Annotated in this window: 11 protein-coding genes and 2 CRISPR repeat arrays; of the genes, 2 read left to right on the top strand and 9 right to left on the bottom strand. The window is 68.7% G+C overall.

The genetic code is table 11. The features are described 5' to 3' along the window. Positions 1–82: 82 nt before the first annotated feature. Positions 83–763, top strand: coding sequence for a response regulator transcription factor (locus tag ACIODU_RS04845; RefSeq protein ID WP_356419240.1), 681 nt, complete (start codon positions 83–85; stop codon positions 761–763). A gap of 268 nt (positions 764–1,031) precedes the next feature. On the opposite strand, the gene ACIODU_RS04840 is transcribed toward ACIODU_RS04845, so the two are convergent. After that, complete coding sequence (locus ACIODU_RS04840; protein WP_401763939.1) at positions 1,032–1,670, bottom strand: LysE family translocator; 639 nt, start codon at positions 1,668–1,670, stop codon at positions 1,032–1,034. Between the two features lie 215 nt (positions 1,671–1,885). On the opposite strand from ACIODU_RS04840, the gene ACIODU_RS04835 reads away from it, so the two are divergent. Then, on the top strand, positions 1,886–2,389 hold the full coding sequence (locus ACIODU_RS04835; RefSeq protein WP_401763936.1) for a recombinase family protein: 504 nt from the start codon (positions 1,886–1,888) through the stop codon (positions 2,387–2,389). A gap of 184 nt (positions 2,390–2,573) precedes the next feature. Further along, a CRISPR array of direct repeats spans positions 2,574–3,456; the repeat unit is 29 nt; unit sequence GGGAACATCCCCGCAGGCGCGGGGAGCAG. 89 nt (positions 3,457–3,545) lie between these two features. On the opposite strand, the gene cas2e is transcribed toward ACIODU_RS04835, so the two are convergent. Genes cas2e through cas3 form a run of 8 tightly spaced genes read right to left on the bottom strand, consistent with a single transcriptional unit; the run spans position 3,546 to position 12,939 of the window. Continuing rightward, positions 3,546–3,899: a type I-E CRISPR-associated endoribonuclease Cas2e gene (gene cas2e / locus ACIODU_RS04830; protein ID WP_401763933.1), complete on the bottom strand. Its 354-nt coding sequence runs from the start codon at positions 3,897–3,899 to the stop codon at positions 3,546–3,548. Then, on the bottom strand, positions 3,896–4,855 hold the full coding sequence (cas1e, locus tag ACIODU_RS04825; protein ID WP_401763931.1) for a type I-E CRISPR-associated endonuclease Cas1e: 960 nt from the start codon (positions 4,853–4,855) through the stop codon (positions 3,896–3,898). The genes cas2e and cas1e overlap by 4 nt, the downstream gene beginning before the upstream one ends. 5 nt (positions 4,856–4,860) lie before the next feature. Continuing rightward, positions 4,861–5,625 carry a type I-E CRISPR-associated protein Cas6/Cse3/CasE gene (gene cas6e / locus ACIODU_RS04820; protein ID WP_401763928.1) on the bottom strand — a complete coding sequence of 255 codons (765 nt, stop codon included), beginning with the start codon at positions 5,623–5,625 and terminating at the stop codon, positions 4,861–4,863. Continuing rightward, the gene (gene cas5e, locus ACIODU_RS04815) at positions 5,625–6,368 is read right to left on the bottom strand and encodes a type I-E CRISPR-associated protein Cas5/CasD (RefSeq protein WP_401763926.1); all 744 of its coding nucleotides are present in this window, start codon (positions 6,366–6,368) and stop codon (positions 5,625–5,627) included. The genes cas6e and cas5e overlap by 1 nt, the downstream gene beginning before the upstream one ends. Further along, positions 6,365–7,567 carry a type I-E CRISPR-associated protein Cas7/Cse4/CasC gene (gene cas7e / locus ACIODU_RS04810; protein ID WP_401763923.1) on the bottom strand — a complete coding sequence of 401 codons (1,203 nt, stop codon included), beginning with the start codon at positions 7,565–7,567 and terminating at the stop codon, positions 6,365–6,367. Before cas7e ends, cas5e begins: the two co-directional genes overlap by 4 nt. Next, complete coding sequence (casB, locus tag ACIODU_RS04805; protein WP_401763921.1) at positions 7,564–8,307, bottom strand: type I-E CRISPR-associated protein Cse2/CasB; 744 nt, start codon at positions 8,305–8,307, stop codon at positions 7,564–7,566. Before casB ends, cas7e begins: the two co-directional genes overlap by 4 nt. Beyond that, positions 8,304–10,025, bottom strand: a complete 1,722-nt coding sequence (gene casA / locus ACIODU_RS04800) for a type I-E CRISPR-associated protein Cse1/CasA (RefSeq protein WP_401763918.1) — start codon at positions 10,023–10,025, stop codon at positions 8,304–8,306. The genes casB and casA overlap by 4 nt, the downstream gene beginning before the upstream one ends. Then, positions 10,018–12,939 (bottom strand): CRISPR-associated helicase Cas3', encoded by a 2,922-nt coding sequence (gene cas3 / locus ACIODU_RS04795; RefSeq protein ID WP_401763915.1) that lies wholly within the window; start codon positions 12,937–12,939, stop codon positions 10,018–10,020. Before cas3 ends, casA begins: the two co-directional genes overlap by 8 nt. A gap of 247 nt (positions 12,940–13,186) precedes the next feature. After that, positions 13,187–13,702: direct repeats of the CRISPR family, unit length 29 nt; unit sequence CTGCTCCCCGCGCCTGCGGGGATGTTCCC. Positions 13,703–14,155: the final 453 nt, after the last annotated feature.

Raw genomic sequence — 14,155 nt, 5'->3', positions numbered from 1 at the left:
GATTCTGACCATTTGCCGTGCTCACGGCGCAGGGGGGCTTGTGTCAGAGGCTCGATCCGACCAGAATCCAACATCGGGCGACATGATCGGCGGTGGGACGCCGGAACCGATCCGCATCTTCCTCATCGACGACTCCAGCCTGGTGCACGCCGGGCTGGCACACGTACTGCGCGGCTATCCGGACCTCGTCCTCGTCGGCAGTGCCCGGGACAGCTCGGCGGCGCTCGAGGCCACGCTCGACGCGTCCCTGGACGTGCTCGTCATCAATACCGCCTGCCGGTCCATCGACGTCGGGCAACTGATGCACCGGGCCGTCCACTACTCCGGTGCCGGCGTCTCACGCATGCTGCTGCTGACCAACAACGCCAACAGCCCCCTCCAGGTGGAGGCGGACAAACTGGGGGCCGGGGGTACGGTGCTCGCCTGGGAGGAGCCGGACTTCCTGGTGTCCGCCATCAGACTCGTCTCCGGCGGCTACCGGATCGGGGTACCCGACCTGGGCGAGCCCGACCGGGCGGCACCCCGCAGACAGTCCGCCCACCACATCACGCTCGACCTGCTCACGCTCCGTGAACGGCAGGTCCTCACGCTCCTGGCTCGCGGCATGAAGAACGCCGAGATCGCCAGTGAACTGGTGGTCAGCGAAAGTACGGTCAAGACGCACGTACAGAACCTGCTGATCAAGCTCGGTCTGCGCAACCGGGCCAGCGCGGTCGCGGTCGCGTACGAGCTGGGCATCACCCGGGCCCAGTGGTCGGGTTGAGAACGCCGCCCACCCCCCTCCAACGACCCTGCCCCTCAACAGCAACCTGATCCCGACCTTCTACCCACGGTCTCGGCCCCGTGGTCCGGTGCGTTCGGGTGGGCACCGAACTTCCCCCGGCTCTCCCGCTCGGGCCCGGCTGCTGGCGTCCTGGACGAACCTGGTTGGCCGCTGCCCGCAGCCCCGGCAGCCGGATCATCGACCGCAACGCCGTCGACTACTTGACCGGCGGAATCCTGGGCGCCTGACACACCCCGATCGTCATCGCTCAGTCACGCCCACTGAACGCCAGCTGGACGCCCAAGCCGACCATCACGACGCCCGACGCCCCGCCGATCCACGACAGCCGACGAGGGGATCGGGCAAGCCAGTTGCGGGCGGTGCCGGCGAGGATGCCCCAGGTGGCGTCGGAAATCAGCGCGATCAGGACGCAGATCATCCCTAGCAGCAACAACTGCACGTGCGCGTTCGCCGCCGAGGGGTCGACGAACTGCGGCAGCACCGCACCGAAGATGAGCAGCCCTTTGGGATTGCTCACTCCGACGATGAACCCTTCCCGGAACACCCGCCCCGGCCGCCCTGTGTCCGCCCCGCCCTGATTCTCCGGCACCATCAGCAGCTTGCGGTGCCGCCATGCCTGGACACCGAGATAGACGAGATAGAGAGCACCGGCGAACTTGAGAACCGAGAACACCAGATAGGAGCGGGCAAGCACCTCTCCCAGCCCGAACGCCACCAGCACCACCTGAACAAACAGCCCCGCCTCGTTCCCCACCGCCGTCGACACAGCGGCCCGCCGCCCCAACGACACCCCCCGGCTCACCACGAAAAGAACACTCGGCCCCGGCACTGCGATCAGTACGGTCACCACGGTCAGGAAGACAGCCAGACGCTCGAATCCAATCACCACCGCAGAATACGCGCCACAACGCCAGCACTCAGCGATTCGCCGAACTCGGCGAACCGGGTCGAGCAGCCGATGGTCGAGCTACACGAGTACGCCCGGGAACGACTCGTCGGATGAGTAGACGACACTCGGACACCTGGCCCTCTGGGGGACATGTCCAGCCGAGGCCCGGACCGGAAGCGTCTGCAAACGACCGTCTGTCGAAACTCGGCCCCGTGATCACGAACCCGCAGGTGGGCACTGTCGACAACCCGCGTCGGAAAATCAACGTTGGTGAACGGTCGTTGGGGTGGTTTCCGACAATTCTTCTTGGCTACTGCCGCACTTCGACGGCCGACCAGAACCCCGACCACCAGATCGACGTGCTTCTCCGCAACTGCGTCGACCGCGACAACATCCACGTCGAAGCCGCCAGCGGCGCGAAAGCCTCCCGCCCGAAGCTCGATCTCGTCATGCAGTTGAGGCGCCAGGGCGACACGCTGAAGGTCACCCGACTCGACCGGCTCTCCCGCTCCCTCCTACACCTGGTGCCCCTCGGCGCCGAGCCGCGCGAGCGCGGGATCGGCCTGCACGTCATCGAGCAGGGCATCGACACCTCCACCATGGAAGGCCGCGCCATGTTCCGGATGCTCAGCGTGCTCGCGGAGCTCGCCGGCCGCTGGAGTGACCTGTTCCTCGTCCGGCTCAAGCAGATCAACCCCAAAGTCGAGACCGCATAAATCGACCCCGCCGACTGCACCACCCATAAAAAGAACGCAACGAACCCGACAAAACCTTCTCCAAATGCTCCGTCGTGGGCAGTCCCAGGGCCATCACCAACATCGCCGCACTGCTGTCCCTACGCGACTTCGGCCGCACCGACCCCGAGCAGCCCCGGTAGCCGCCGACGTGGAGGATCCGGTGGGGAACATCCCCGCGAGCGCGGGGAGCAGGAGGAGATGCTGTGGCTGCGGTACCCGCACCCGGGAACATCCCCGCAGGCGCGGGGAGCAGGGATCGTCCCCCGGAATGCGCAGCACGCATTCGGGAACATCCCCGCAGGCGCGGGGAGCAGAAAGTGTTCGGGTGCGACATGGCGACGGTGTTGGGAACATCCCCGCAGGCGCGGGGAGCAGTCGGGCGAGCTGAGTGTCGACTTCACGGACTGGGGAACATCCCCGCAGGCGCGGGGAGCAGAACTTCTCGGACACGAGCTGCGACCACTCCGCGGGAACATCCCCGCAGGCGCGGGGAGCAGCGACTTCCGTGCGGCGGTGCGAGTCTTGCCAGGGGAACATCCCCGCAGGCGCGGGGAGCAGCCGCCGGCGGTGACGACATCACCGGGGTTGATGGGAACATCCCCGCAGGCGCGGGGAGCAGCTTTCGTGGTGGACTTCGAGGTCGATGTGGTGGGGAACATCCCCGCAGGCGCGGGGAGCAGCGCCGTCCTCGGCCTCTGGGCCCACGGTTACCGGGAACATCCCCGCAGGCGCGGGGAGCAGTCCCATGTTCTGTCGGCTCCTAGGCAGGAGCCGGGAACATCCCCGCAGGCGCGGGGAGCAGTGCTCACACCAAAGGGGCCCAACCCCAGACGGGGGAACATCCCCGCAGGCGCGGGGAGCAGACCGTCCCGCCACCGTCCAAGTCCAACCGAGGGGGAACATCCCCGCAGGCGCGGGGAGCAGGACCGTACACAGACCGGTAGCACCCGCTGGGCGGGAACATCCCCGCAGGCGCGGGGAGCAGGTGAGGTAGCAGGTGAAGTAGGAGGGTTCGTCGGGAACATCCCCGCAGGCGCGGGGAGCAGACTCGGTGACCTGCGGCTTTAGCGGCAGCAGGTCCGGAGTTCGAGCAACTTCGTCGATTCCGGCAAAATTCCTAAAATGCACATACTCGTTAGCCTCTCCCGCCGAATCGGCGGCGCTTAGATGCTTTGCTCCAGCCTGGTTTGGGACCGATCGGTGCCGGTCGGTTGTTCTCGGCCGGTCGTCGGATCAAGGTCAGACCTTCGTGGTCGATCGGGTGCCAGGCGTGGTCGTGGGTGCGGAAGGTGAAGCCCTGTTCGTTGTTTGTCGTGTGAGCCAGAAGCGCGCGGCCTTGGCCTGCGTACTGCTGTACCTCGTCCCACAGGGCGTCTCTGATCCTTGCTGACGGGTTGCCGATGAAGACGCCTGCGGAGATTTCCAGCAGCCAGCGGGTGAGGAAGCCACGGAGTCCGGGCGGGCAGTTGGTGAGGACGATGACGGTCACCAGATGACCGCCTCGTCGGCGTCTCCGTAGTTGCGGCCGGCTTCGACTTGCCTTCCGCCGTCCGTCTGGAGCGCGACCCGGTCCTGTTCCTCAGCAGGAGTCGATCGGGGGCTGTTCGGCTGGAGGAGGTGTTTGATGTCGTCGACGCAGCGGTTGAGCAGCCCTTGTTCATTGATCCGGTCGCGCAGAGCGCGCCGCGTGCGCGGGCCGACGTCGTCCTCTCCTTCGGCAGCAACGTCGAAGGAGAGGGGGATGCCGATCTCGGTTTTATAGAGGTCGGCGATGTCCAGGACGAAGGACAGTTCGTGGCCGGAGTGGACGAAGCCGAGTCCGGGGCTGCAGCCGAGGGATGAGACGACCGCGTGGGCGATGCCGTACATGCACTGGGCGGCCGCGGTGATGGCCTGGTTGACTGGATCGCCGCTGGTGAAGTCCCCGGGGGTGTAGTTCCGGCCGCGCCACGGAACGCCGGTACGGGCGGCTTGGGCGCGGTAGCAGTCCTTGACCCTGGTGCCTTCCCGCCCGAGGAGTTCGTGGCGGGTAAGTCCGGACGGGTCCTCGTCGGGGAAACGCAGCCGATACATCGCCCGTGCCACGGCCAGCCGGGAGCGTTGGTTGGCCCACTGGATGGCCTGGGCCTCGACGAGGGCGGAGGAGCGGGTGAGTGCCCGGCCGCCGGCGTAGTAGCGCACCCCGTGCTCCCCCACCCAGGCGACGCCGGCCCCGGTTTCGCCGAGGACGCTCATCGCCTGGTGAGTGATGCGGGTGCCGGGCCCCAGCAGGAGCGTGCCGATGGTGGCGGAGGGAATGTGGGTGGTGCCGTCCGCGTCCTCGGCGGTGATCGCGTTGGCGTCGCGGTGGACGACGCAGCGCTCCAGGTAGACGAAGGAGAGCCGCTCCCCGACACGGGTGAGGTGCCGGGGAGTGAGCGCCGTCCGCTTTCCGACTGTCGCCATCGCCTCTACCCGGCCGGGGCGGGGAGCGGGGCAAGCGTCATCAGGCCGCACCCGTACGCCTTCGCCTTCCCGAGCCCTTGGACGAGGGTGCGGCGCAGGGCTTCGGGATCGGTGACTTCGAGGCGTCCGTCGAAGGTCACGGTCACCACCGTCACCCGCTCCCGTCCGGCGGTCCCCTCATGGGACTTGGCGAAGGAGAGGCCGCGGGGATCGCGTACGGACAATTCGTAGGCGTCCCCTGGGTGAGGGTGCCCCTTGTGTGTCGTGCCTGCGGGCAGCAGGCGCCTGTCCGCCGGTTTCTCCACGATGCGGAACCCGGAACGCTCCTGTCGTTCGAGGAGCCAGCCCTGCTGGTGGACGGGGGTGCGGTGGGCGGTGCGTTTGGTCGGTTCGCCGTCCTTGCGGCGGATGCTGTGGACCGGATTGGCGGTGAGCCGGAAGGCCCAGGTATCCCCGGTGGTGAGGCGGTCGAGGAACGGGCCGTAGGGGCGGCTCTGCCACCCCGGGGTCTCCGGATCGAGGGCGGCCGCTGGCCAGCCGGCCTGTTCGACCATGTGGGTCAGGTCGGGCCGGGCCGGGCTGACGACGTAGAGGAACACCTCGGCCCGGGCATTGTGGTCCAGGCGCCACAGCACCCTCGGGGAGTCGGCCGCGGTCGGCAGGAGACCGGGAAACGACGTCATGACGGCCGCGTGCAACGACTGTGGCGAGGAGAGAAGCCGGCGCGCCCCCGGGCGTGCGGTGTTCACACGGAATCGAGTCAGATACATCAAAGAGCGTCTTCCTCAAGAGGAACAAGGGGTTCGTGCGACGGGACCGTACGGGAGCCGGCTCTGCGGGCCCGGGCGGCCATCGGGTTTGGCACCTCGACCCCCGAACTGACGACGGTGCGCAGCCCGTGACGGCGGTGCTCGGTGGCGAAGCTCAACGGCTGGTCGCGCAGGACATCGGCACCGGGATCAGTAGCAACTGTTTCCCGCAGGACGGCCAGCGGGACCCTTTCGTCGCGACGCCGTAGGTTCTGGTACCACCTCGCCGCCTGCCACGGCTCCTCCCGCAGCGCTCCCTCGATGTCGACGTCGTGACGGACGTTCAGCTCCAGGGGGAGGACCGGTGGGCAGGAGCGGCGGCCGAGGTAGGGCAGGAAGACCGGTGCTCGCAGGCAGGCGTGAAGTTCTTCGACCAGTGCGCTGTCGCCTTCCACCGCGGCGACGAAGACGGCGTCGGCGAGGTAGAAGCGCTCCGACAGCGGCATGGACTTGCCGGTGACTGCATGGTGAGCGGTCTGGAAGTCCCGTACGCGTGTGCCCGGCTGGTCGATACGGACACCGAACCGCAGTGCGGCCAACCGGGCCAGCCCGGTGTCGTCGCCCCGCTCCAGGCCCTGCGCTGCGGCGAGGACACCGATCACGCCGCTCTTGGTCGGGGCGGCCTCGGTGGTCCGTCGTACGAAGCGGGCCGAGGCCCCCCAGGACTGCAGGGGGCCGGCCAGCCTCAGGGTGAGCACGCTCATGCGAGCTTCTCCAGGCGTTCGGTGACCGCCTGCCCCACCGACTCCACGAGCTTGGTCAGGTTGACGGACTGGGTGCCAAGGCCGGCGAGCTTCTCGGTGTTCGCGCCGACCCGCAGCACCCAGGTGAGCGTGGACTCCTCATCCCCGTACGCCCGCTCGACGTCGGGGATGTACTCCGCCAGGCGGTCGGACGCCTCACGCAGGTGCCCGCTTCCCTGGAGGGCCGCGACCGGTTCCTCGAAGGCCCCGACGAAGCTGATGGGCCGTGTGGCGCGGAGCTTCACGATGACCACGTCGGGCAGGGTGTGGTGTCCGAAGGTGTTGATCTTTCCGGTGGGCAGGGAGGAGACGAAGCCGTGGACGAAAGCTTCTACGGCCCGGCGCACCGGGACCGTACGCGGCTCGTCGTCGCGCAGGCCCTCACCGAGATTCCGCGCGAGCTGGTGCACCCCGAGGGCGGCGTACCGGTAGAGCGTCGCGGAGTTGAAGTCGACCGTGCCGATCATTCCGGCGCCGGGCTCCGCGTCGGTGTTCCGGTCGTCGACCGCGGTGTAGTAGTCGGACTCGTTGTCCACGCGGTGCACGCTGATGGCGTGCGCCACCTGCACGGCCGCGTCGACGTTGATGTCCGCGGAGTCCGCGACCATCCGCCCGAACAACGCGATGTCGACGGAGTGCAGGGTGTCGGCGATCTTCTTGGCCCGGGCCTTGACCTCCTTGTCCTTGAGGAACGCCTTGATGTCCGCCTTGCCCTCGACGGCCAGCGCGGCCAGGCCGTCGAGCTGACGGGCGCTGAGGAACATCAGGTACTTCGACTCCGGCGCCGGTACGGGCTCGCCGTCCTTCGCCGCGTCGGCCTTCCGCTTGGGCACCTCGATCTTGGACCCGGTCGCCGCCTGGACGACCTCGGCACCGAGAAGAAGCGCAGCAGGCCCCTCGATCGCCGGATCGAGTCCGGTGATCCGGGCCGCGAGGAGCTCGGCGACCTTCTTCGTACGGACACCCAGCTCGCTCGGGTCAAGAAGGTGCTCGTCGCTGAAGTACGCGCGCGTCGCGCGCTTCCACGCCTGGCTGGAGACCCGGGCCCGCGGCACACCCCCGTACACGGCCGACTTGGGAGCACCCGTGTCATCCCGGTTAAGGTTGCTGGGCGGAACGGTCTGCAACACGTGCACGTCGAGGAAGATGCGGTTGTTCACGAGGCGTCCTTGTCGATGGAGTCGGTGAAGCCGGTGTTGTCGCCGGGATTCGCCACGGTGGAGTCGCCGGACGACGGGGATGTGGTGCCGGCAGGAGCAGACGAGCCCGGGGCCTTGCCCGAGGTGTCGTCGGAGGCACGAACCGCCTGGAACGAGCGCCCCCACTCACGGCGCACAGCATCCCGGCCGCCCGGTTCCTGCCAGTGGTAGAGCTGCTCCGCCAGAAGCGCGTAGTCCAGCTGCACGTCCCCGGCGCGGAGCAGCACCACCAGGTCGCGCAGCCGCTGCGCCACGGCGGGCAGATCTGCGGCGTTCCCGGCGCGGACGAGACGCTTACGAAGCGGCTCCGCGATCTCGTTCGGGGGCATCAGGCGCCGTACGGCCGCGCCAAGGCCGCGGGGAGCTGTCGGCCGGTGAGCCTGGTGCATGCCCTGGCTCTGGGACTGCTGATGCAAGGCCCACAGGGTGAGGGCAACATGTACGGCGTCCTCGGCGCGGATCAGCTCGTCCTCGCGCAGCACACGGCCGCCGTCTGCCGGCGGTGCGTGCAGCGGCCTGGTGTCGGCCAGGCCCCACAGGTCGGGCATCTCGGAGAACTGCTTGCCGGCGCCTCGGCGCAGCCGGGCCAGAGCGGCCACCGCCTCGGGCCGGTCGTTGAGGTAGCCCCACTGGAGCGGAGCGATGATCGCGCCGGTGACTGCCCCGACCCGTTGCCGGGCGGTGAGCGTGGTGGTGGTCATGCGGGCACCTTCGGGGAGAAGTCAGGACCGGCCGGGTGCGTGCCGGATGGCGGGCCGGCGGGCTCATCGGTGGGCGGGGCTGTGGGGAAGGGGTCGCCGAGGGCCTTGCTGAGGCGGGAGCGGAACCACCCGTCGGCCAGCGCGGAGTTGAGCCACTCGGTGCCGGTCTTCGATTCCACCGTGCGGCCCTCCCACGCCGCGTCACCGGCGTGGGTCAGCAGCCGCTCGCCCAGGCCGATGACGCACCGGTACACCCGCCGCTGCCACACCGTGCGGTACTCGTACGGATCCGCCTCATCCGTCAACTCCCTCAACCAGATGGGGTAAAGGCCATCCAGAGCACCGAAACCGAGATCCCGGGCAATGTCTTTCGCGGGATCGGGATCGGCTCCAACGGCTCGGGCCAGGTCGCTAGCGAGATCGCCAAGAGTTCTGACTGCCGCTTCGGCGTCCGCGACCGCGTCGATGGCTTGCTGGGCGTACTCACGGTCCCGCTGGTGCAGGAGGACGACGCCCATCGACAGGTGATCGTTGACCACCTCGTCGATGACGGACTGCTGGGTGCCGTATACCGGACCGACCACGCGGGCCCGGATGAGAAACCCCTTGTCCAGTTCCCCTTCCGTGACGAGCCGGGCGATCCACTCGAAGACACCGGGGCGAAGCCGGGCTGCCGCCTCCGCGCTCTGGGCTCCCGTGATCGGGTTGGAGATCAGGGCGGCCAGCCCGCGCCAGGCGGAGCGGGCCGGGTCGTGTTCCTGCGGCAGGTAGACGACGGGCTCGCCGCGCTTCTTCTCCTGCGCGGGGCTGCGCCGCCAGCCGGTCATCGGCTCGTAGGAGTGCATGTTGTGCGGGGTGAGGGGGTCCCCGTATCCGAGGACGACACCGTGCACGCCGTCCGCCTTGAAGTGGAGGCGCAGTCGGCGGGTCTGCCAGGTGTACAGGTCCCGCACGCCCGAGGGGCGCAGGCGTCCCGTGGCGCCGGGGCCGCACGGTTCGCGGCGCCAGGCCGGCATGTCACCTTGGCCGAAGCGGATGCCGGAGGTGTCGGCGGCGATCAGGTTGAGCAGCAGCGTTTCGCGCAGGTCGTTGCCTTCGGCGAAGACCCCGCCGAGCGTGCCGGCCCATCCGACGCCCTGGGGGTAGACCTTGCCGCCCTTGACCCGGTCGTCGCCCTCGACGCCGGTCTTGATCCCGGAGGTGTCGTAGGCGTGGGCGTGAACGACCCAGCGGGTGGCCTCGGCGAAGCCGAGACGGGCGACGTCGGGCATCCGGCTGGTGAAGAACGGCTCGCCGTTCGGGACGTCCGCGACGATGCGGTTGAGCGAGAAAACCTCGCCCTTGGCCGTGTGCAGGCCGACCACTTGGAAGAACGGGGCCGTGGGGTGCAGCAGGTCGAATCGCTGCCGGTGCCGGGCCAGATAGGCGGGGACGGTTGCGAAGCAGTCGGGGTCTGCCCAGAGGTCCGCCCAGTCGTCGATGGTCCGCGGCCCGTCGAAGGCGTCATGGGCGACGGCGAGCAGCAGCCGCAGCAGTGCGAACTCCTGCGTCGGAAGGTCACCCGCCAGGCGCCGTAACCGGGCCGCCTGGGTGAACACCTCGGACAGGGACAGTTCGTCTTCCGTCCTGTCCAGCCACTGGACCGGGACCCAGGGGCGGTCGGTCAGGTCGAACGATAACCCGGCTTCCGCCTCGCTCAATTCGGTTGTTTCAGGCACGCGTTACCTCAAGGCCGTCGGACTGGTTGTATCGGAGGGCGAAGCCTGCCAGATGGGTCTGACAATCGCCGTCGAGCGCGAGAATCAGCTGCCCGGCCAGCCACGAACTCTGCTTCGACTGCCAGGCCGGTACGTACAGTTCCTCCAGTTCGGCGATCGCCCGGTCCATCACTTCCGGGTTCGAGAACTGGATCGGCAACCGCAGCCCACACCCGGCGGCCGCCCGTGCCGCGCCCGGCGAGGGAACCCTGTCCAGAGGCAGCTCCAACCCGCCCCGGCCCCTGTCCAGCCAGGGCAGCGTGGCCAGCGAGCCGTCGTCGCGCCGCTGGACGACGATGACCTCCACGCTCTCCTTGCTGTCACGAACCTGCGCCCGACCCGTACGGGTGTCATCCGCGTCACCCGCACCGCCCGCGATCCAGCCCAGCAGCGAACGCCCCGCCCGGCCGACCTCGCCGAGACGGAACACATCCGCACGCTCGGCCTGGTCCGCACGATGCTTCTCATGCCGCTCCAACGCCTTCACCATCGCCTCCTCCCACCCCTCCGGGCCTGCCGGCCCGTCGGAGCGGTCCGCGTAGGCGGCCTGGACGAGCGGGCTGATGTCCTGCGGCAGCCGCACCGGACGCCGCCCGCCCGCCAGATGCGGCAGCAGCGCCTCCGCCGAACGCAGCAGCGCGTACGCCCCGTACACCGCGACCGACCCGCGCACCGGAGCTGGCACCGTGGCCGACCAGTCGACGCCCGTGACCAGGCACCGAGCCGTACGCAGCCGCCGGGGCCGCTCGCTCTGCCCCTCCCCGCGCTGGTGCCGGTGCAGCCTCCCCGTCCGCTGGAGCAGCAGGTCGACAGGGCACAGGTCGCTCACCAGCAGATCGAAATCGACGTCCAGCGACTGCTCGGCGACCTGGCTCGCGACAACGATGTGCCGCCCGGCCGGACGCCGCCCGTCGGCCTTCTCCGGGGGCCCGAAGCGCGCCAGCAGGTCGGCGTCCTTCGCCGCCCTGTCCACATCGACGAAACACGAGTGCGCGACGGTCACCTGCGCGTCACCGAACCGCTCGCGCAGCACCCGCGCCGTGTCCAGCACCCGCCGAACGGTATTGCGCACCACCAGCGCACTTCCACCGTCCTCCAGTTCGACAGCCAACCGGTCGGCGAGAATCACCAGGTCGTCGTCGAGCTGCTCCAGGTGGACCTCACCGCCGCGGCCGGAAGCCTCCGGCATCACGATCACCGGCCCCTCCCCGGGCCGCACCGACGTCACCAGCGGATAGCCATCAGCCTTCCCCACGGCTTCGAACCCGTCACCTCCGGTGTCGGTGCCGGCGTACGCCTCGACGAGCTCCTGGCGCCGGGCCGCCGGCAAAGTCGCCGACAGCACCACGACCGGCACCCGGTAGGCCCCCAGCCACGACAGCACCCGGTCCAGATACACGCTCATGTACGTGTCGTACGCGTGCGCCTCGTCGATCACGACGACCTTCCCGGCGACCGCGAGGTGCCGCAACGCCAGATGCCGGCTCTTCAGGCCCGCGAACAGCAACTGGTCGATGGTCCCGGCGACGAACGACGACAGCATCGCCTTCTTCCGCCCGCGCAACCATTCATGCGCCACCAGCTCGGCCGGGGCGGTCCGGTCCCTGTCCGACGGCCGCCACACTCGGGCATCGGTGTCCGCGTCGACGTCGACGGCCGCGACGCTCTGCCGGCTCGTACGCATCAGCCCGGCGAAATCCTCGTTCAGGGCGGCCTTCGAATGGGCCAGCAGCACCGAAAGCCGCGCACCCTCCTGGGCCGGCAGGCGCCCCAGCCAGTCCAGCAGACGCGGAAACATCGCGTTCCCCGTCGCCATGGTCGGCAGCGCGAAGAACACGCCCCCCGCCCCCCTACGAGCCGCGAAAACCTCGGCAACCGCCAAGGCCGCCTCGGTCTTCCCCTCCCCCATCGGCGCCTCGATCACCATCAGCCCCGGCCGGGACATCTCCCGCGCCAGCCGCACGGCAGCCTCCTGAACCGGACGGACCGTCGCCCCGGCGGGCAGATCGAACCGGGACGAGAACAACTCCTGCACGTCCCCGGCAGGCTCCCGAGCCCGCCACGGCGCCGGCAGCCTCAACCCCGCCCAGGCCGCGGCCACCCGCTCCTCACCGGTGCGGTGGATCTCCTGCGGAAAGTACGGAAACAACTCCGGGTTGCTGGCGATCCAGTCGGACACGATCACCACCGCGGTCAGCAACACCTGAACCGGCTGTGGCAACCTCACCGCCCGCCACACGCCCAGCCGCTCACCTACGCCGAACTCCTCCGCACACGCGTCAAGCAACTCCCCCTGCACACGCGCCCACACCGCCTGGCTCACGCCGGGAGTACGCAGAAGATGAGGCCGGTCCAGCAACTCCTTCAACTGCCCATGATCCGGCGGCACACCATGATGACCACCGGCGACCACAGCGAACTGCGCCGACTGCTTCACCGTCCACCCGTACCGCTCCTCCAGCCACTCCCCCAGCAGCACCTGCCCGGCCATCCCGTGCGGCGCGACCTTGCGATCAGGACCGAACTGCCGCCGGGTACGCATCTCCAACCCCGCCGTACGCATGACGTCGGCAAGCGAATCGACCTGGCACGCGAAAGCCGGTGTCGCCTTCCCGATGTCATGCACACCCGCCAACCACGTCACGAGTCGCCGCGCGTCCTCGTCCCCACCGGGCAGCGCCTCCGCCACCAGATCCCGGACACTGACGGGCAGCCACCGGTCCCACAGCAGACCCGCGACAGCGGCGCTGTCCTCCATATGCCGCCACAGCGGCAGCCAGCCGTCACTGCCCCGGTCATGCTTGGCCCACACGGTCCGCACCGGCCCCGAAAGCCTTCCCCCAAGACCCCGACGGGCCTCCCCGCTACTCGTCATGACCAGATACGTACAGGCAAGTCACCGGCTCAAGGGCCACTTTGGGAGAACCGCCCCGCTTTCCGTCAGATTCACGTAGGGGCACAAGGACACGCCGACCGAGTCGTACGATCGGGCGAGCAGACGGAAACGATCAAACGGCCTCCACAACCACTCGAAGCAAAAAGGATTAATGTACCTTTTGTCAAATCTGGTGAAGTTGCACGAGAACAGCCACACCCGGCGGTAACACCGCAGGTCACGCAGTCTGCTCCCCGCGCCTGCGGGATGTTCCCTCCGCCTCCTCGGCGGCCAACTCTGCAAGCAGCTGCTCCCCGCGCCTGCGGGGATGTTCCCCTCTACTCCGAAAGCGCCGTCGCCGCCGGCGACTGCTCCCCGCGCCTGCGGGGATGTTCCCCGAGCAGTACGCCGAACGAGCCGCGCTGCGCTCTGCTCCCCGCGCCTGCGGGGATGTTCCCGCGTCCACTCCGCCTGTCGCGGATATCGACAACTGCTCCCCGCGCCTGCGGGGATGTTCCCCGCAACTCGAAGGGCGCGTTCGGTCCGGTCAACTGCTCCCCGCGCCTGCGGGGATGTTCCCAACTGGGGCTCCAAGGTCTCGGGCGGCCTGCTCTGCTCCCCGCGCCTGCGGGGATGTTCCCGAAGGAGAACTGACCATGGAACGCATCGAGTACTGCTCCCCGCGCCTGCGAGGATGTTCCCATCACCATCGACCTCGGCCCGTTCGGTGACGGCTGCTCCCCGCGCCTGCGGGGATGGTCCTTTGCTGGGCTTTGACTAGGTCGTTTGCCAACCTACCGCCAGGCATGAACTGGGCGGATAAGCTTGCCCTCGCGGCACAGAGTGCTCCTCATGCATATGGGGATGACCCCGACCTATTCGACACCGATGTGGCTCTGTCCCTCACGTCAAGAAGGACGTGAGGGCGGGAATTGGGAGAATCTCCCATAACCCCCTAGGGGAAAAGTGTCGAAGCAACGGGCAGAGCTGTCCAAAGAGTTGGGCCTTCGGGCGTTGGCTACGTTGGCCGGGCAGGCGCTGTGGCGCTTGCTCAATTGGGCGGCGAGTAAGACAAGCCTGTAGCTGCACTTGCGGGGGCTCTGCACGTGCAGAGCCCCAGTTTCAATCACTGCTAGTGCATTGAGCGGAAGGTCGCCCGACTGCCCCTCCCTCGACTGGGGGCCCGATGCCGCATCTCCATATAGGTGACCATGCA

The sequence above is a fragment of the Streptomyces sp. NPDC088261 genome (assembly GCF_044740805.1).
Taxonomy (GTDB): domain Bacteria; phylum Actinomycetota; class Actinomycetes; order Streptomycetales; family Streptomycetaceae; genus Streptomyces.
This window is presented reverse-complemented; position numbering and strand designations above follow the sequence as displayed.